General features: G+C 67.7%; 18 protein-coding genes. 9 read left to right on the forward strand and 9 right to left on the reverse strand.

The window, feature by feature from the left end; translation table 11 throughout:
* Positions 1 to 2: 2 nt before the first annotated feature.
* Together GVY64_RS14085 and GVY64_RS14090 are read left to right on the forward strand one after the other, a co-directional pair.
* Entirely contained in the window at positions 3 to 338 is a 336-nt protein-coding gene (locus GVY64_RS14085) for a DUF3349 domain-containing protein (RefSeq protein ID WP_195084210.1), read from the forward strand.
* A gap of 14 nt (positions 339 to 352) precedes the next feature.
* Positions 353 to 643, forward strand: coding sequence for a DUF3349 domain-containing protein (locus GVY64_RS14090; protein WP_159841433.1), 291 nt, complete (start codon positions 353 to 355; stop codon positions 641 to 643).
* A gap of 1 nt (position 644) precedes the next feature.
* Here GVY64_RS14090 and GVY64_RS14095 read toward each other — a convergent pair whose 3' ends face one another.
* A complete protein-coding gene (locus tag GVY64_RS14095) occupies positions 645 to 1,085 on the reverse strand; it encodes a DUF4254 domain-containing protein (protein WP_159841435.1) in 441 nt (146 codons plus the stop codon).
* 56 nt (positions 1,086 to 1,141) lie between these two features.
* Positions 1,142 to 1,444 carry a hypothetical protein gene (locus tag GVY64_RS14100; RefSeq protein WP_159841437.1) on the reverse strand — a complete coding sequence of 101 codons (303 nt, stop codon included), beginning with the start codon at positions 1,442 to 1,444 and terminating at the stop codon, positions 1,142 to 1,144.
* A 133-nt stretch (positions 1,445 to 1,577) separates the two neighbouring features.
* Between GVY64_RS14100 and GVY64_RS14105 the strand changes: the two genes are divergently transcribed.
* The 3 genes from GVY64_RS14105 (at position 1,578) to GVY64_RS14115 (ending at position 4,166) form a co-directional block, all read left to right on the forward strand.
* Positions 1,578 to 2,459, forward strand: a complete 882-nt coding sequence (locus GVY64_RS14105) for a DUF5753 domain-containing protein (protein ID WP_159841439.1) — start codon at positions 1,578 to 1,580, stop codon at positions 2,457 to 2,459.
* Entirely contained in the window at positions 2,456 to 2,653 is a 198-nt protein-coding gene (locus GVY64_RS14110) for a DUF397 domain-containing protein (RefSeq protein WP_236566822.1), read from the forward strand. Before GVY64_RS14105 ends, GVY64_RS14110 begins: the two co-directional genes overlap by 4 nt.
* An 817-nt stretch (positions 2,654 to 3,470) precedes the next feature.
* Positions 3,471 to 4,166, forward strand: coding sequence for an Lsr2 family DNA-binding protein (locus tag GVY64_RS14115; protein WP_159841441.1), 696 nt, complete (start codon positions 3,471 to 3,473; stop codon positions 4,164 to 4,166).
* 699 nt (positions 4,167 to 4,865) lie between these two features.
* On the opposite strand, the gene GVY64_RS14120 is transcribed toward GVY64_RS14115, so the two are convergent.
* The 7 genes from GVY64_RS14120 to GVY64_RS14150 form a co-directional block, all read right to left on the reverse strand.
* Complete coding sequence (locus GVY64_RS14120; protein WP_159841443.1) at positions 4,866 to 5,822, reverse strand: hypothetical protein; 957 nt, start codon at positions 5,820 to 5,822, stop codon at positions 4,866 to 4,868.
* 444 nt (positions 5,823 to 6,266) lie between these two features.
* A complete protein-coding gene (locus tag GVY64_RS14125) occupies positions 6,267 to 6,644 on the reverse strand; it encodes a VOC family protein (protein ID WP_159841445.1) in 378 nt (125 codons plus the stop codon).
* Positions 6,645 to 6,681: 37 nt separating this feature from the next.
* Entirely contained in the window at positions 6,682 to 7,509 is an 828-nt protein-coding gene (locus GVY64_RS14130; protein WP_159841447.1) for a class II fructose-bisphosphate aldolase, read from the reverse strand.
* Between the two features lie 175 nt (positions 7,510 to 7,684).
* Positions 7,685 to 8,647, reverse strand: coding sequence for a hexose kinase (locus GVY64_RS14135; protein ID WP_268895624.1), 963 nt, complete (start codon positions 8,645 to 8,647; stop codon positions 7,685 to 7,687).
* Entirely contained in the window at positions 8,635 to 9,795 is a 1,161-nt protein-coding gene (locus tag GVY64_RS14140; RefSeq protein ID WP_159841451.1) for an N-acetylglucosamine-6-phosphate deacetylase, read from the reverse strand. Before GVY64_RS14140 ends, GVY64_RS14135 begins: the two co-directional genes overlap by 13 nt.
* Positions 9,796 to 10,212: 417 nt before the next feature.
* A complete protein-coding gene (locus GVY64_RS14145; protein ID WP_159841453.1) occupies positions 10,213 to 11,286 on the reverse strand; it encodes an ROK family protein in 1,074 nt (357 codons plus the stop codon).
* Positions 11,287 to 11,746: 460 nt separating this feature from the next.
* Positions 11,747 to 12,643: an SIS domain-containing protein gene (locus GVY64_RS14150; RefSeq protein ID WP_159841455.1), complete on the reverse strand. Its 897-nt coding sequence runs from the start codon at positions 12,641 to 12,643 to the stop codon at positions 11,747 to 11,749.
* Positions 12,644 to 12,802: 159 nt separating this feature from the next.
* On the opposite strand from GVY64_RS14150, the gene GVY64_RS14155 reads away from it, so the two are divergent.
* From GVY64_RS14155 to GVY64_RS14170, 4 genes are all read left to right on the forward strand, one after another.
* A complete protein-coding gene (locus GVY64_RS14155; protein WP_236566823.1) occupies positions 12,803 to 14,053 on the forward strand; it encodes an extracellular solute-binding protein in 1,251 nt (416 codons plus the stop codon).
* 28 nt (positions 14,054 to 14,081) lie between these two features.
* Entirely contained in the window at positions 14,082 to 14,936 is an 855-nt protein-coding gene (locus tag GVY64_RS14160; RefSeq protein ID WP_236566824.1) for a carbohydrate ABC transporter permease, read from the forward strand.
* On the forward strand, positions 14,933 to 15,817 hold the full coding sequence (locus GVY64_RS14165) for a carbohydrate ABC transporter permease (protein ID WP_201298010.1): 885 nt from the start codon (positions 14,933 to 14,935) through the stop codon (positions 15,815 to 15,817). Before GVY64_RS14160 ends, GVY64_RS14165 begins: the two co-directional genes overlap by 4 nt.
* Before the next feature lie 92 nt (positions 15,818 to 15,909).
* Complete coding sequence (locus GVY64_RS14170) at positions 15,910 to 16,668, forward strand: TetR/AcrR family transcriptional regulator (protein WP_159841459.1); 759 nt, start codon at positions 15,910 to 15,912, stop codon at positions 16,666 to 16,668.
* The last annotated feature ends 88 nt before the right edge of the window (positions 16,669 to 16,756 follow it).

Here is a 16,756-nt window from a genome sequence, read left to right on the forward strand (position 1 = left end):
GCGTGACGGATCCAGTGAAACCGGTCCCGGTCCGGCCGAAGTTGCTCGGCAAAGTCGTGGGCTGGCTGCGCGCGGGCTATCCGCAGGGCGTTCCGCAGTCGGATTACGTGGCCCTGTTCGCCGTGCTGCACCGGCACCTCACCGATTACGAGGTGGTGGCGATCGCCGAGGAACTGGTCGCCTCCAATCCGTCCAGCCAGATCACGCACGCCGAGATCGAGGAGGCCATCGCCCGGGTCGCCAAGGAACAACCGGACGAGGGCGATGTCGCCCGCGTCGCCTCCCACCTGGCCGCGGGGGGGTGGCCGCTGGCCGATCCACCCGCCGATTCCGACTGACCGAGCCGCCGCCGATGCCCCCCTTCCTCACCGCGATCATCGGCTGGCTGCGGGTTGGATACCCCGACGGCGTGCCGGAGGCCGACTACATCCCGCTGCTCGCTCTGCTGCGCCGCCGCCTGTCCGACGAAGAAGTGGCCCGGATCGCCGCCGAGCTGACCGGCTCCGGCGGCGCGGACATCGACCAGACCGACATCCAGGTGATGATCACCAAGATCACCAACGACATGCCGTCAGAAGCCGACGTGGCCCGGGTGCGCGCCCGGGTCGAGGCCAACGCCTGGCCGGACCCGGATCCGGCCTGAGTCAGGTCTGTTCGCGCGGGCCGCTGAGGTAGGGCAGGCGACGGACGCCCGCCGCGACTTCGTAGGCGAGATCCTCGTAGCCGAGCGCCAGTTCGGCGAGGCGCTCCCAGGCGTTGTGTACCGCCCATTCCGGTGCCTCGGACAGGATTTCGTGCGCGCAGGCGAAGAACTGGGCGAGCCGGTCGACCACCATCCCCACGGTTTCGGTGTGCATGTGCGCGCCGCCGTGGGGCGGCGGCGCCTCGGTGGCGACCCAGCGATCGATGGCGAGCACGAGGCGGGCGCGGTGCTGGTCGATGTCGTTCGTGCCACCCAGGTCGCGACGCAGCCGGCGCCCGTGCAAGCCCGCGAGTAGGTGAGCGGATTCCAGGATCGGGTGCGCGCGACGCGGCGCGGTGCGGCAGGCTTGCAAGACGAGCTCTTTGGTCGGCAGTGGTTCCACTGCGATAACCCCCTGGATCGAATGGTCGCGCCGGGCGTCACGCGAGACGCGAAGGATCATCGACGATGCCGCCCGCCCGGACGCGGCAATCGGTACCGAGTGCGCGACGGCTCGGTTTCCCATGGTGATTCGAGGACGACGAGCCCGACGGTTTCCAGCACCGTGAGCCCGACACGGCGGGCCAACTCCTCCGTCAGCGAAACCATCTCCGCCGCTTGGATTGCCGCCGTCGCCTGCTCCGTAGTCACCATCCGGCCACGCAGATAGGACACGACCCACGCGTCGTCACTGACCCGCCGCGCCTGATGTGGCGTCTGATCACTGACGATCCATGTCCGGTCGACGACGTGCACAGACATCGGAACCCCCTCATTCCCGCCGAGCGGGGAGTCGTGCAGAGCCCCCGCTGTGATGCGCAACACTCGAATCGTAAACTATACAAGTCACTTTACGGAAGTGATTGCACGGCATCACCGCCTGTATCGTGCTGACATGGCGCTGTCACCTGCGGTTGCGCGTTGGGAACTCGCGCTTCGGCTTCGGCAGCGACGGCTGGAGTTGGGCATCGGCGCCGCGTCGATCACCAGAGCGTTGGATGTCTCGGCCGCGTACTGGTCGCATATCGAGAACGAGCGCAACTTGCTCCCGAAGGACAAGCTGGAACGGTTGCTGGACATCCTCGAGATCGATGCCGATGAACAGCGGGAACTGTTGACGCTGCGGGAAACCGCACGAGGACGCGGCTGGTGGAGCCGTTACTCGGCCCTGTTCGGGGACGACATCCTTCGCTACTACGGGATGGAGTGGGGTGCCGAATCGATCCGGACCTATGAGGGCCTCATGATGCCTGGCCTGCTACAAGGTGAGGAATACATTCGGGCCCTGATGCTTTCGGCAGGGGCGACGGTCCGGGCGATCGAAGTCGATCAGCGTGTCGAAGCGAGACTGCATCGGCAGCGACGGCTGACGGGCGAGACTCCTGTTTCACTACAGGCGGTTGTCGGCGAAGCAGCGCTCCGGCAGCAGATCGGCGGCCCGGGTGTACTGCGGCGTCAACTGATCCACCTGGCAGGCGTCCTCGAGTCGCGTTCCGAGAGTATCGAATTGCGAATTATTCCGTTCACCGCCGCAGACGCCGTGGCAGCAAGCTCCACCTACCATCTACTGGACTTCGCCAGCCCGCGGTTGCCGACGCTCGCGTGGCAGGAGTCGGCGGTATTCGGCCAGATCATCGTCGACGACGAGAGCCGAAAGGAAACCAAAGTGCGCGACTTGGGTTTCGTCTTCGAGCGGGCACAATCAACCGCACTGCCCCGAGAGGAGTCCCTAGCGCTCATCCGGGCGACCGCCGCTGAATTACAGTCGATCGGGTGAGCAGTACCGGTTGGTTCAAATCCTCTTATTCCAATGACAGCCAGACCTGCGTAGAGGTTTGCTTCGACGGCGGTCGAGTCCTGGTTCGCGACAGCAGGTTTCCAGGGGCACCGGACGCGTCACCCACGCTGGCGTTCACGCCGACCGAGTGGGAAACATTCACCACGGCGCTCCGCACCACCGACCTCGGCTGACGCATCTCCCAGCCGACTCTCGGCTTGACTACATCCGGCACACAGCTCCACCGGGAAGAGTGTCCCCGTCGATGCGAAGCGATCCATCGACAGCCTCGGCGAAGGACATTTGGAGCGGCTCGCTGGTCATGACCGCCATCCTCGAGGACCGCCAAGGTCGGGAACAACTTCTTTCGTTGGAGGCGTGGTCGCCAGTGCGTGGGTTCTGCTTGTGACGACAGAATGTGGGGGTGCTCGAGCATGGCAACCCGAGTGCACGATCGTTCGGCTTGGCGCTCGCCTGCGACCGCAGGATGGCTGGTGGTAGGCAACACGGGCGCACACGCTGTTCAAGCCGGCACCGTTGTCGTCATCACGGAAGGCGCGCGCGAGGTCGGCTACTTTCATGTGACCGAAGTCCTGGACACCTCCCTCGACGGGAGCCGAAGCCCACAATCCGCAGACTAGATCCGAACAAGCCGAGCCTGGAGCAACGTCTACGACGTTGCGGATCGCTGGCCAGCGCCTCGTCGGTCCGCAAGGTTGCCGTGGAACGGACAGGGCAAGCGAGCGGTGCGGTTCGTTCAAGCGAGCGGCCTTACTGGTGCGCGATGACGCGAGTTCGGTGCGCAGGTGTCGGTGCCTCGCGTCAGGCTGCGGCCGTACCTACCGCTCGCGGCCCGGAGGGAAAAGACATGGCCGACACTCGGTCAAGGCTCCGAGTTGTCGCGCACTGCCTGGTCACCGGCATCTTTTCATCAGGCACCGACACCACTGGGCGTCGATGGCGAGCTGATCAGCACGGCCGAGCGAGCCTTGGCCGTAAGGTCGCACCGTTATGACTGCAATCGCGGACCTGCTGCGGATTTGTCCACCGCCCGCCGAGCCGGTCCCAGTGGACTGGGACGCCGTCGAAAGCGCCGTGGGTGTCAAGTTGCCGGCCGACTACAAGCAGCTCGCCACGGTGTACGGCCCCGGTAATTTTTGCGAGTACTTGAGGGTCTATCACCCGCACGGCCCAACCGAGTGGGTCGATCTCCTCGGCCCGATGCCAGCAACTCTGCGCCGGCAACTACGCGAAGATCGTGATGCTGGTCGTTCTCCAGTACCGCACGCACCGGACAGCTTGTTTGCCTGCGGGGTGACCGACAACGGCGAATATCTCTTCTGGGTCACCGAACCCGCGGACGATCCCGACGACTGGCGTATAGCCATCAACGAAGCCCGCGGGCCGCGCTGGTACATCTTCGATGGCAGCTTGGTTGCGTTCCTCGCTGCGAGCTTCAGCGATCGGATCGAGGTGCCACTATTCCCCGACGGGCTCCTCGATGACGGTGTCAGCTTCTCCCGTGATTTCGAGCAGCAGCTGCCGGGTTCGGACTCCACTGATCTCGGTTCCGGCGCAGCACGGGCCGTGGATTCCCACGTCATTCGTGCGTGGGCTCGCGCCAATGGATACGACCTACCCGACAGAGGGCGCCTTCCCGCCGCGATTACGGAGGCGTGGCAGCGCGCGAACATCCGATCCGACTGACCACCCCGGCCTGGCTGGTGCAGATTCGCCTCGTGCGGCGTTCGGAAAACGACCGTCTACCGAGAGCCAATGCACCACTGACCGGCGCGACGTACCCGCAGGCGCGAATGTTCGGAAACCCGTTCGCACTCCGGCTCCGCCTCGGACCGCAGATGAGGCCTGATCAGAGCGTGCGTCTGGGGTACGGCCCAGCGCCACACCGGGAGACGATGCGGAGGGTGCCGGAATAAGGTGCCGACCGCGTCATTCTGACGCTGTGCGGCCGGTTCATCTCGCCTTCTGATTGGTAGTCCTGGACTGGTTTGAGTAGCGCGTCTCAGAAGAGGGTTCGTGCCGTTTTCGGGCGTCCCGCGGTGGCGGGGTCGTGGCCGCTAGCGGTGGCCGCCGTCGGTGAGTGCCTGCTTCACGAACATTTCGAGCTCGCCGAAGGGCATGGTGTTGCCGGAATACCGGCAGCTACAAAGCAGCCCGTGGCTATATCCACGTCAAGGTCGTCTCTGACACGAGCACCAACCTGACCGTCCACCTCAACTAACGTCCCGGCGAGCCGCTTCGTCCGGTAGCAACCGCTTGCGATGTCGAAACCGATCGATGCTTCAACATCGCGGGAGACCGACAGACAGCGGAGACACTCGCAGACCCGCCCGGCGAGGAAGATGCCGAGCGGGCCGCTTGTGCGTAGTTGTCCTCAGTCCGCGGTCACCGACTGGTGGATCCAGCTCCAGCGGCAGCCAGGGCTGATTTCGGTTCGCCGGCTCCTGGGCGTACCCGGGAGAAGTGCATTGTTGTCTTCTGGCTGGGTTGCTTGTTCGGGTCGAAAGGTCCGGGGTCGACTTCGACGTTTGCGTCGCTGTAGAAATCGACATTGACGTCTTGCGTGATCAGCACGGACGTGGCCAGCCCAGCGTTGTCCAGCAAGGCGTTCGGGTCGATGCCCCAGAACCAGTGACCGTTGTACTTGTGCTCGTAGCAGCCGCAGACCGTCCCGGTCAGGGTGGCCCTGTAGGTCACGCGGGCTGTCAGCGATCCGAGGTTGGCGAAGAGATACGCGGTCTCTGCCGAGTGCGCGGGTACGTCGTCGTCGGCGCCTTCGCTGACACCGACCGTGACACTCTGTTCTTGTCCTCGAGTCTCGCCCCAGTTGTTCGTATACGTGAAACCTGTTTCTCCGCCGATGCTGCCCCCGATATCGGCGAATTTGATTCCGTAGGTGATCTTCTGGTTGACCGAGACGGATTGGCTCTGCGACCAGCTCTGGCTGGTGGAGACCGTCTTACTGATCGACATATCCGCGTGGTAGTGAACAGAGTGGTCGAGGTTGTTCGTCCACGTGACATGGTGCGCGATCACAGGTTTGCTGTTGACACTGATGACCTGCGCATCGACCGCCTCGAGGGTGGTGCTGACCTCGTCCCAATGGAAGTCGTTGTACTTGTTCCCCTCCGGCGGGGTGGGGGCACGCAGCCAGACGTAGTCGGGCAGGTACGACCCACTGCCCATGACCTTCGCGAAGCTCTGCCTCATGTTCGAACTGGTCAGCCCGAACGCGCTTACTTCCTGATCGGTGATGGTGTGCGACGTACTGCCGAACGCCTGAGCCAAACTCCCGCTCACCGTCGGAGCAGCGGTGATGTTGACACTGAAATCTTGACCCATGTCATCTCCCCTTCCCAGCCGTCAGGCTGCCGGTCAGACCTATCTGAGGACTTGCGCGGCCGCACATGCCTAGTCACCGAGAGCGGTGAACGGCCTACGGCCCACAGCGCTCTTCTGTTCGCACAGTGCAGCGTATGAGCAGCCGAGCGAGACGTACTTCCCCCGATATGGGTGAATCTCCCGTGCCATCACCGCGCGGCGAGGTCTGAGCCGCGAACTGATCCTGATCGAACAGACCGCTCACTGATGCTGATGCCGAAGGTCGGTGTGCGCAGCACGATCGTTTTTCGTGTTCCAGGGCTGCCCTGCGTACTGAGATCAGGGGTGGATCAGATGTCCTCGATTCGGATGGTGGCGACGGTGAAATACCGCACCGCACCGGAGCTGGTGGTCTACGCCGCCACTCGCTGGTGCGGGTGTAGCCGGCGAGGGAACCTTTCATTGTTATGCCACTCGTGGCGGTTCGGGGAGGTGTTCGATGCAGAATTCGTTGCCTTCGGGGTCGCGGAGGGTGGCCCAGCCGAGGCCGTCGGGGGTTCGGTGGTCTTCGTAGAGGGTTGCGCCGAGGGTGCGGGCGCGGTCGACTTCTTCGTCGCGGGGGCGGGTGGTGGGCATCCAGTCCAGGTGGACGCGGTTTTTCACCACCTTCGTCTCCGGTACCCGGATGAAGAGGAGTCCCGGTGTTCCTTCTGGCGCCTCCAGGACGACCCAGTCGTCGTCGGGTCCGTTTCCGTCCGCTACCGGCCATCCGGTGAAGGCGCTCCAGAACGAGGCGAGGGCGAAGGGGTCGGAACAGTCGACCGTGACGTGTCGAATGATCATCTCGCCAGCCAATCATTCGGGCGCGTTGTCGTGCGGGTCAAACGGCGAGTAGGCGGAGGAAGTGTTCGACTTCCGACCGGATGGCGGTGCGGGCGGGGGCGAGGTACTCGCGCGGGTCGGCGAGGTCGGGGTCCTGCGTGAGGTGCTCGCGGATGGCGGCCGTCATCCGGATGTTGAGGCGGGTGGCGATGTTGATTTTCGTCATACCGTGTTCGACGGCGCCGCGCAGGCCGTGGTCGGGGACGCCGGAGGAGCCGTGCAGCACCAAGGGGACGGGAACTTTCGCGGCCAGATGGGCGATCAGGTCGTTGTCGAGTTCGGCGGTGCGCGTGTGCATGGCGTGCGACGAGCCGACGGCGACCGCGAGCGCGTCGACACCGGTGGCGTTCACGAATTCGACCGCCTCGTCCGGATCGGTGCGCGCGCCGGGCGCGTGGACGCCGTCCTTGCCGCCCACCTCCCCGAGTTCGGCTTCGATGTGCACACCGCGTTGGTGGCACCACGCGGTGATCGCGGTGGTCGCGGCGACGTTGTCGGCGTAGTCGAGGGCGGAGCCGTCGTACATGACCGATCGGATGCCGAGATCAATTGCCTGGTGGATGAATTCGGTGCTGGTGGCGTGGTCGAGATGGACCGCGATGGCGGCGTCGCTGTCGGCGGCGATGCGCAGGCAGGCGAGCGCGAGCGGGGCGAGGCCGCCGTGATAGCGCGCCGTGTTCTCCGAAAGTTGCAGCACCACAGGCCGCTTCGCCGATTCCGCGGCGGCCGCGATCGCCTCGGCGTGCTCGAGGGCGATCACGTTGAACGCGCCCAGCCCGCCCGGTTGGGCCGCGGCGATCAGGTCGGGTATCGAGGTCAGCGGCATAGTGTGTGCTTTCGGTAGAGCGAACGGCGTACTTGCGACCCTCGGGGCGCTCCGACGCAGTCCTGCGGAAGGGCGAGGTTCGAGCGGGTCAGGAAACCGCCCGCCGGCACAGCACGCCGGTGAGCAGGTCGGATCGTCGAGTCCACGGCCGATCGGCGCGCTACCGGCGCGGCGGTCATGGGGAAGCCTGCTGCGGTGTGGGTAAGTCCAGTTGGCGGACTCGGACGGTCGGGGCGAGGCGGGTGCGCAGGCAGCGGTCGATCTCACCGGCCACCGGGATGACGACGGCGGCCGCGGAGGTGGCCACGGCGTCGGCCAGCAGGGCGGGCCAGTCCGGGTGCGGTTCCGACGAGAGGGTCGCGATCACGGCCGCCACCGCGGCATCGCCCGCGCCGGTGGGATTCCCGGCGAGCGGTTCGGCCAGCGCCGCCGACCACGCGCCGTCGGCGGTCACCGCGGCGATACCCTCGGGGCCGCGGGTCGCGATCACCGCGCGCACCCCGTTGTCGATCAGCGGCTGCACGGCGGCCCGGATCTCGTCGTCGGTCTGCGGCTGTGTGCCGGTGAGGCGGCGCAACTCCGCGTTGTTCGGGGTGAGCACGATGCCCGGCACCTGCGCCGCCAAGCGCAGTGCCTCGCCGTCGACGTCGCAGATGGTCGGCACGTCGGCGGCGATGGCGGTGCGGGCGATCTCGGCGGGCAGCGAGGGCTCGATGCCGCCCGGCAGGGACCCGGAGATGACCAACCCGGCGATCTCGGGCAGCAGGCCCGCCACCCGGACGGCCAATTGCTCCGCGGCGTGCGGATTGGAGACGCGAGCGCCCGGCTCCCACAGCGCGGTGGCGGTGCCGTCCTCGGACTCGCTGATCACGACCGTGCGGCGCACCCAGGGCAGCGCGTGCACGAAGTCGACCGGCATCTCCAGCTCGGCGGCGGCCGCGAAGGCGTGGTCGGAGAACCCGGTGGCCCTGGCGTATTTGCCGAGCTGATTCAGCACCCGGGTCACGTTGATGCCCTTGCCGCCGATGCGCTGTTCCACCGACCGCACGCGGTGGGCCTGCCCGCGTTCGAAGCGTTCGACGCGATAGGTCATGTCGTACGCGGGATTCATTGACACGGTGAGGATCACGTCAACCACTGTCCACGTCTGAGCACCCCGCGCAAGTGGAGATTGTCACTGACTGTCAATATGTCGGCGAATCGGCCGGGCCGCAGGTCACCGATGTCGGTGAGCCCGACCGCGGCGGCCGGGACCGCAGTCGCGGCGCACACCGCGTCCCGCAGCGGGACATCGGATTCGCGCACGGCACGCGCGACGCACTCCAGCAAGGTGCTGACTCCGCCCGCGATCGACCCGCCTGCGATGCGCGCCACCCCGTCGCGCACGGTCACCGGCTGCGGGCCGAGCCGGTATTCGCCGTCGCCGAGGCCCGCGGCCTGCATGGCATCGGTGACCAGCGCGACCCGCCCCGGCGCGGTCGCGAAAACCAGCGCGGCGAAGCCCGGATCCACGTGCACGCCGTCGCCGATCAGTTCCACGACGACGTCTCCTGCCGCCGCGGCCACCAGCGCCGCGGCGACGGGGCCCGGGCCCCGGTGGTGCAGCGGCGGCATGCCGTTGGCCAAGTGCGTCACGATGCTTCCTGGTCCCCGCGGCCGCAGAGCATGCCGGAAAGAGGCATAGTCGGTGTCGCTGTGGCCGAGCGCGACCGCCACACCGCTGTCGGTCAGCCGCCGCGCGACGGCCGCGTAGCCGGGACGCTCCGGCGCGAGCGTCATCGCGCGCAGATGCGCGCCGCCTGCGGCCAGCAGCCGGTCGGTCAGCCCGAGATCGGGATCGCACAGGAAGCGCGGGTCCTGCGCGCCGCAGCGCGCCTGCGCCAGGAACGGCCCTTCGACGTGGATTCCGCCGAGCACGCCTTCTTCGGCGAGTTCGCGCAAGGTGGCGGTCTGCGCCACCATCTCCGCGGCGGGCCCGGTGACCACGCTCGCCACCACCGTGGTGGAGCCGTGCGCATGGTGGGATCGGGCGGCGGCCCGTGCGTCCGCGCCGTGCACGGTATCGAACCGGTAGCCGAACCCGCCGTGATTGTGAATGTCCACAAGCCCCGGCAGCACGGTGCCAGAAAATGGCGGCTCAGGTAAATCGGGACGCGCTGCTCGCCATTGCGCGAACGACCGCACGGCCGCGATCCGGTCTCCGGATACCAGCACCACCCCGTCGTCCAGTTCGACGCTCTCCGAGACGATGCGCCCTCGGATGATCAGCTCGGTGTGTGCGGTCATGTCAGTGCCCCCTAGCCCGCGAGGTGTGGGTGACGTCCGCCGGGCGGCACCGGTAGGCGTGCGATTCGGCTGTGCTGGGTGAGGTCCGTGCGCGACGGTGCGGAGCTGCGTATGCGACGGTTCCGCCACGGCGGGCCGGCGGAGGAAGGTGACGCCGCACCCGGGGGGTCGTCGCCCGCACGTCGAACGTTGTACGCGCCGGCTGGACACTCTCCGCGACCAGTGATTCGCGGACCGGGTTCACCTCGACGGGCAATCGAGACGTTCGAGCGGGACGCGCTCCGCGAAGACGCGATTCGGCTGTGCTGGTCAGAGGGCATCGAGTGAACAGCCGAATGGCCTGCGATCGCGCTGGAAGTCGGCGCGGCGCGGTAGATCTGCCGACCCCAGGTGACGCGGTATCGTCCGCGCGACCCGTCATGTCAACGCACCGCGACGGGCGAACAGGGCGGCGCCCGCCAGTCCGGCGCGAGCGCCGAACTCACCCAGCACCACACGGGGCGCGGGGACCAGGCGGAGGCGGTCGGACAGGGCTCGGTGCAGTGGTTCGGTGAGCGCCGCGCCCGCGCCGGCGAGCCCGCCGCCGAGGACAACCAGTTCGGGGCAGGCCGCGTGCACGATGCCGACCAGCCCGTCGGCGAGCGCGTCGACCGCGTCCGCCACCACGGCGGCCGCGTCGGAATCGGTGGCCACGAGCGCGAATACCTCTGCGGCGCCGCTCATCACGCGCCCGGTACGCCGCGTGTAGGCCCGTGCGATGGCCGCGCCCGAGGCGACCGTCTCGACGCAACCGGTATTGCCGCAGGGGCAGGGCAATCCGCCCACACGCCGCACCGGCACGTGTCCGTATTCGCCGACCTGCCCGTAGCTGCTGCGGACCAATCGTCCGCCGACCGACAGCGTTCCCGAGATGCCGGTGCCGAGAACGACGACGCACACGTTGTCGTAGCCCCGCCCGGCGCCGTATCGCCATTCCGCCCAACCGGCCACGGCCACATCGTGCTCGATCAACGTCGGCACGCCCCAGCGCTCGGTGAAGCGGTCGCCCACGTGCACGTCCCGCCAGCCGACATTGCTGCTGAACACCGCGACCGATCGGACGGTGTCGACGATGCCGGGCAGCACCACGGCCGCCCGGCGTACCCGGCGGCGGTCGGATTCCGGCAGGCCGGCCAGCAACCGATCGCCTAGTTCGCCCATGGCATCGAAGGCGGCGGTGCCCTGGGGCGTGGCGACGGTGCCCACGGCCAGCGCCGTGCCCGCGCCGTCGGTGACCTCTCCTTTGATAGTGGTACCGCCGACGTCCACGCCGAGCACCAAGGCGTCGCTCGGCAGCGCCGCGGTATCCGCCGCTCGGCCGAGCGCGGCCGCGGGCTGCCGGGTCGAAACTCGGCGCGCGCTCTGCCGGTCGTCGCGGCCCGCCCAGCCGGGCCCGGCGGTGCTCGGTTCGGAGGCGGAGCGCGGTGGCGTCCGCGACTCTTCGATACCCATTCCCGGCACAGTAGTTCTCGACGGCTCCTTCGCCGGTGCGTGTGTGGTCTGCGAGGATGCCGCGCCCCGCTGTGGGCGCCGCGCCCCCGGTACCGGCCCACTACGTCGGAGTGACCGCTGCGTTGAGGCATCCGTGGCTTGCGGAGTTGTCGTGGCGCAGTGCGGGACCCGGGCCGTAGCCGATGCGGATTCGAACCCCCGCCGGCGCACAGCGGGTGGCGGGATCGCGGGCGCGACCATGTCGTCCGGCTTCGAGGCGGTATCCGCCCGCGGCGTCATCGCGTGTGGGCTCCGCTCGATGACGCGCGGTGGCGCACCGCTGGGCGCGGTCGGCGGCTGGGATCGCCTGCCGATGCCGGAAGTCTCCTTCTTCGGTGCGGGGCGGCGGCGGACCGGGTTTCGCGGCGGCACGCCCGAGGTCTGCGCGGCCATCGACCCGGTTCTCATCGCGCCCCCTCGGTCAAGACTTCAGCACCACCGAGCGATTCAGGCCGCGCGGGTGGTCCGGGTCCAGTCCCAGGTCGGCGGAACGCAGCAGGCAGAGCCGGTGCACCCGGATCAAGTCGGCCATCGGATCGATGTCGCGGTGTTCCAGGTGCGCACCGGTGGCGGTCACGTCGGCGGCGAAGTCCGGCTCCAGGGGTCCGAAGGCCCAGACCGCGCGGCCCGGTGCGGAGATGGTGATCGGGCCGTGGCGGTACTCGGTCGCCGGATACGCCTCCGTCCAGGACTGACAGGATTCGCGCAGCTTGAGCGCCGCCTCGTCGGCGATGGCCGCCGCGAATCCCATGCCCACGAAACTGATCTGCTCCGCAGCGCGGACCGACCCCAGTGATTCGGCGGGATCCTCGGCGAGGACCGCACGCGCCTGGGCGATCACCGGCGCGAGGTCCTCACCCTGATGGCTGCGCAGGATGGCGAGGGTGGTGGTGGCGAACCGGGTCTGCACCACCGATCGCTCGTCGACCTGGTCGATGAGAATCGGGTCGCCCAGTTCGAGGACGGGCGTGCCGGGACTGGAGCAGATCACCGCGCGCGGGATGTGCGCGGGGATGTCCCGCATGGCGCGCACCACCTCGGTGGTCGTGCCCGAACGGCAGATCACCAGGTAGCGGTCGTAGTCGCGAGCGCGCACGGCGCTGGCGGGCCAGGCGTCGGTGATCCCCCGGCCCGCGCCCTCCCGCAATGCCGCGATCGCGCATGCCATGAAATACGAAGTGCCGCAGCCGATCACGGCGACACGCTCACCCGGCCTCGGCAGCGCGGCGTGGTGATCGGCGGCGATGGTCGCGGCGCGCGTCCAGTCGTCCGGCTGGGTCGCCACTTCGGTGGCCAGATGCGGCTCAGGCGTAGGCACCTGAACAGCTTCATCCCGATGATCGTTTATGTCAAATAAACGATCAAATCGGTCACATTTGATCACAATTCGGATTACATTGAGGTGCACGGACGGTGCGTCCTCCCATCATCGGCGGCTCCGCTGGCGCCGGGTGGGTAAATCTGAAAGGTTCTGCTCGTGAAAAGACCGTTTCACCGCGTGCTTGCCGGAGTCGCGATGGTCACCGGCGTCGCGCTGGCCCTCTCGTCCTGCGGGTTCGGTTCGAAGACCGCCGCGGACTCCGCCACCACGATCAACTTCCTCGCCCCCGCCTACAGCGACGGAGCCACGGGCACCAAGGCGCTGTGGGACGGGATCGTCGCCGAATTCCAGAAGCAGAACCCGGGCATCACCGTCAACGTGCAGATGGAGTCCTGGAATTCGATCAACGACGTGGTGCGCACCAAGCTCCAGTCGCCGTCGACCACCCCGGACCTGCTCAACATCGACGCCTACGCCAGTTTCGCGAGCGACGGCCTGCTCTACCCGGCCACCGACATCGTCTCCGCGCCGGTGCTGGCCGACATCCAGCCCGCTTTCGCGCAGAACGCGGCGTTGAACGGCACGCAATACGCGCTGCCGTTGTTCGCCTCCACCCGCACCTTGTTCTACAACGCCGAACTGTTCGAGAAGGCGGGTATCGCCCGGCCGCCGAAGACATGGGTCGAGCTGACCGACGCGGCGAAGAGGATCCAGGCGCTCGGCGGCGGCGTCTCCGGGTACGGGCTGCCGCTGGGCAGCGAGGAGGCGCAGGGCGAAACCTCCATCTGGACTTTCGGCGCGGGCGGCTCCTGGGCCGACGGCGACCGGATCACCGTGGACACCCCCGCGAATTTGGAGGGGGTGCGCGCAATGCGCGAGCTCATCGATGCCGGTGCCACTCAGCCCAACCCGGGCGCGACCGACCGCAAAGACGTGATCAACGCGTTCATCCAGGGCAAGATCGGCATGATCGAAGCGCTGCCGCCCACCATCGGCCAGATCCTGGCGAAGAACCCGGGCCTGCGGTACGCGACGGCGCCCTCGCCGACGAAGTCCGGATCGCCGGTCACGCTCGGGGTGGCCGATCACCTGATGGCGTTCAAGAAGGACGGCGCGAAGGCCGAGTCGATCAAGAAGTTCCTCGACTTCTTCTACTCGGCCGCGGTGTACGCCGACTTCGTCAAGCACGAGGGGTTCATCCCGATCACCCAGAGCGCCGCCGCCGCGCTCGCCGAGGACCCGGTGACCAAGGCGTTCGCCGCCACGCTGCCGGTAGCGCGGTTCTACCCGAGCAACAACCCGAAATGGGCTGCGGCGCAGGGCGCCATTCGTCAGCAGATGGGCACCATCGGGCAGGGCGCGGACCCGGCTCAGGTGCTGCGCCGGATCCAGGAAGCCGTGAACTGACGTGCGGCGCAGAGGATTGCCGGCGGCGTTGCCGTGGATCGGGCCGTCGCTGGTGCTGATCGCGGCCGTCGTCGCCTTCCCGGCCTGTTACATGGTGTGGACCAGCACCAGGGACCTCAGCGCCTACGGCCAGGACCGCGGCAACGCCGGGCTGGCCAACTATCGGGCCCTGTTCGGGATCTCGGAACTCGGCTCGGTGCTGGTCCACACGGTGGTCTGGGTGGTCGGCGTCGTGGTGGTCACCTTGGTGCTGTCGGCGGCGCTGGCCCAGTTCCTGAGCAAGGACTTCCCCGGGCGCACCGCGGTGCGGATGGCGATCCTGGTGCCGTGGGCGGCATCGGTGGTGATGACGACGACGATCTTCTACTACATGCTCGACCCCGACGTCGGCATCGCGAATCGGTTCCTGGTCGACATCGGTGTGCTCGATCGCGGTTACGGTTTCACCAAGCAGCCCACGCAGGCGTTTCTCGTGGCGATGGGCGTCGCGGTGTTCGTGTCGGTGCCGTTCACCACCTACACCATCCTGGCCGGGCTGCAATCCATTCCGGCGGAGATCGACGAGGCGGGACGGGTCGACGGCGCGAGCCCGTGGCAGCGTTACCGCTATCTCACCCTGCCGCAGTTGCGTCCGGCGATCGCGGTGGCCACCGTCGTCAACATCATCAACGTGTTCAACTCGCTGCCGATCCTGCAAGTGATCACCGGCAGCATCGCCGGGTTCTCGGCTGACACCACCACTACGCTCACGTTCAAACTGATCCGGCAGAACCAGCAGGTAGACACGGCCGCCGCGATGAGTGTGCTGAACTTCGCGCTGATCATCGTCGTCATCGCGATCTACGCGAAGCTGGTCCGCCCGACTCGGGAGGTGGACCGGTGACGGCGCAGGTGGAGGTGCTCGAACGGGAAACCGCGACGCCGGTCGCCGAAGCGGTGCCCGCGCGACGCCGCTGGGAGCTCACCGCGGTCGGCGTGGTGCTCGCGGCGGTGTTCCTGCTGCCGTTCCTCGTGATGGTGCTCGGTTCGCTGAAGAGCAGGGCCGAGATTCTGCGTATTCCGCCGACCTATCTGCCGCGCTCCTGGCATCCGGACAACTACGCCACCATGTGGGACACCCCGGAGACGCCCCTGCCGTTCAACCTGGCCAGCACGATCATCATCGCGGTGTGCGCCACCGCGCTGGTGCTGGCCGTGGCGATCCCGGCGGGGTACTACACGGCGCGGCACCGCTTTCCGGGGCGCGGAGTGTTTCTCGGCGTGGTGCTGGTCACCCAGATGTTGCAGCCGACGGTGCTGGTCACCGGATTGATCCGGGAGTTCTTCGCGCTCGGCATCAACGACACCTGGCTGGCGATGATCTTGGTGAATGCCGCGTTCAACCTGTCGTTCGCGGTGTGGATCCTGCACAGTTTCTTCGCCGCGATCCCGGTGGAGATCGAGGAGGCCGCCATGCTCGACGGACTCGGCCGCGCGCAGACGCTGCTGCGGGTGAGTCTGCCGCTGGTCTGGCCGGGCATCGTGACGGCGACGATCTTCGTGATGGTGGCATGCTGGAACGAATTCGCCGCCAGCCTGGTCGTGCTGACCACGCCGGAGAACCAACCGCTGTCGGTGGCGCTGACCAAGTTCGTCGGCCAGCACGACACCGCGTGGCAGTACGTGTTCGCGATTTCCACCGTCGGCATCATTCCGGTGGTGCTGCTGTTCGCGGTCATCGAGAAGCGCTTGGTGGCGGGACTGACCGCGGGCAGCGTGAAATAGCGTGCGTGCGCCGGACCGCGCGGACGGCGGAATCGCCACGGCTCCACCGTCGCACGCGCGGGCGGGGGGTAGCCGCGCGGTAGCATCGAACAGTGACACGGCGGGATCACGGACCCAAGGACGGTCGCAGCTACGGCGGGCTGTCCAAGGAGCAGCGGGTTGCCCAGCGGCAGACCCGCCTCATCGATGCCGCCCTCGAACTATTCGGCACCCAGGGCTACGCGGCCACCTCGATCGAACGCCTGTGCGCCCTGGCGAACGTGTCCACGCGCAGTTTCTACGAGGACATGGGCAGCCGCGAGGCCCTGCTCATCGCCTTGGGCAATCGCATCACCTCCCGCGCGCTGGAATGCGCGCTCGCGGCCCTGGCGGCGACCGAGAACGAGCCCTTGCCCGTGCGCATCGTGGCGAGTTTCCGCGCGTACCTGGGTGTCACGTGTGCCGATGCCCGGCGCGCGCGAGTCTGTTACGTCGAGGTGGTCGGCGTGAGCGCCGTGGTGGAGGAGTGGCGCAGGCAGCAGCGCCGCCTGCTGTCGGCGTTGCTGATCAGCGAGGCCGAGCGCGCCGTCGGCCGCGGCGAGACCGGCCCGCGCCGGTTCGATCTCTTCGCGCTGGCGGTGATCGGCGCGGTCACGTCCCTCGCTCAGGAACTGGTGCAGAGCACGGCGCCGGATGCGACGGTGAGTCTGGACGAGATCTGCGCGGAGATCGCCTATTTCGTGCATTCCGGCCTTTCGTGCCCGCGGGTCGATCCGGCGACGGGCGATCCGGCCGGATATCTCCCCGGCACACCGATGCTTCGGGAGAGCCGCGCGGTCGAGGCCGAGGTGTCTCGAGCCTGGCCGCGGTGACGGTCGTGGGAGATCGCTACGGCCGGCACGGGCGTGTGGTCATATTGTGCGCGTGTTCGCCGAAACAGCAGGGTTCCCGCGCGTCCGG

This window comes from Nocardia sp. CY41, from assembly GCF_009829325.1.
Taxonomy (GTDB): domain Bacteria; phylum Actinomycetota; class Actinomycetes; order Mycobacteriales; family Mycobacteriaceae; genus Nocardia.

Coding starts and splice junctions, on each gene's coding strand:
- GVY64_RS14125 (WP_159841445.1), bottom strand. CDS start 6,644: ATGATCATTCGACACGTCACGGTCGACTGTTCCGACCCCTTCGCCCTC.
- GVY64_RS14145 (WP_159841453.1), bottom strand. CDS start 11,286: ATGGGTATCGAAGAGTCGCGGACGCCACCGCGCTCCGCCTCCGAACCG.
- GVY64_RS14120 (WP_159841443.1), bottom strand. CDS start 5,822: ATGGGTCAAGATTTCAGTGTCAACATCACCGCTGCTCCGACGGTGAGC.
- GVY64_RS14105 (WP_159841439.1), top strand. CDS start 1,578: ATGGCGCTGTCACCTGCGGTTGCGCGTTGGGAACTCGCGCTTCGGCTT.
- GVY64_RS14115 (WP_159841441.1), top strand. CDS start 3,471: ATGACTGCAATCGCGGACCTGCTGCGGATTTGTCCACCGCCCGCCGAG.
- GVY64_RS14140 (WP_159841451.1), bottom strand. CDS start 9,795: ATGACCGCACACACCGAGCTGATCATCCGAGGGCGCATCGTCTCGGAG.
- GVY64_RS14130 (WP_159841447.1), bottom strand. CDS start 7,509: ATGCCGCTGACCTCGATACCCGACCTGATCGCCGCGGCCCAACCGGGC.
- GVY64_RS14100 (WP_159841437.1), bottom strand. CDS start 1,444: ATGTCTGTGCACGTCGTCGACCGGACATGGATCGTCAGTGATCAGACG.
- GVY64_RS14090 (WP_159841433.1), top strand. CDS start 353: ATGCCCCCCTTCCTCACCGCGATCATCGGCTGGCTGCGGGTTGGATAC.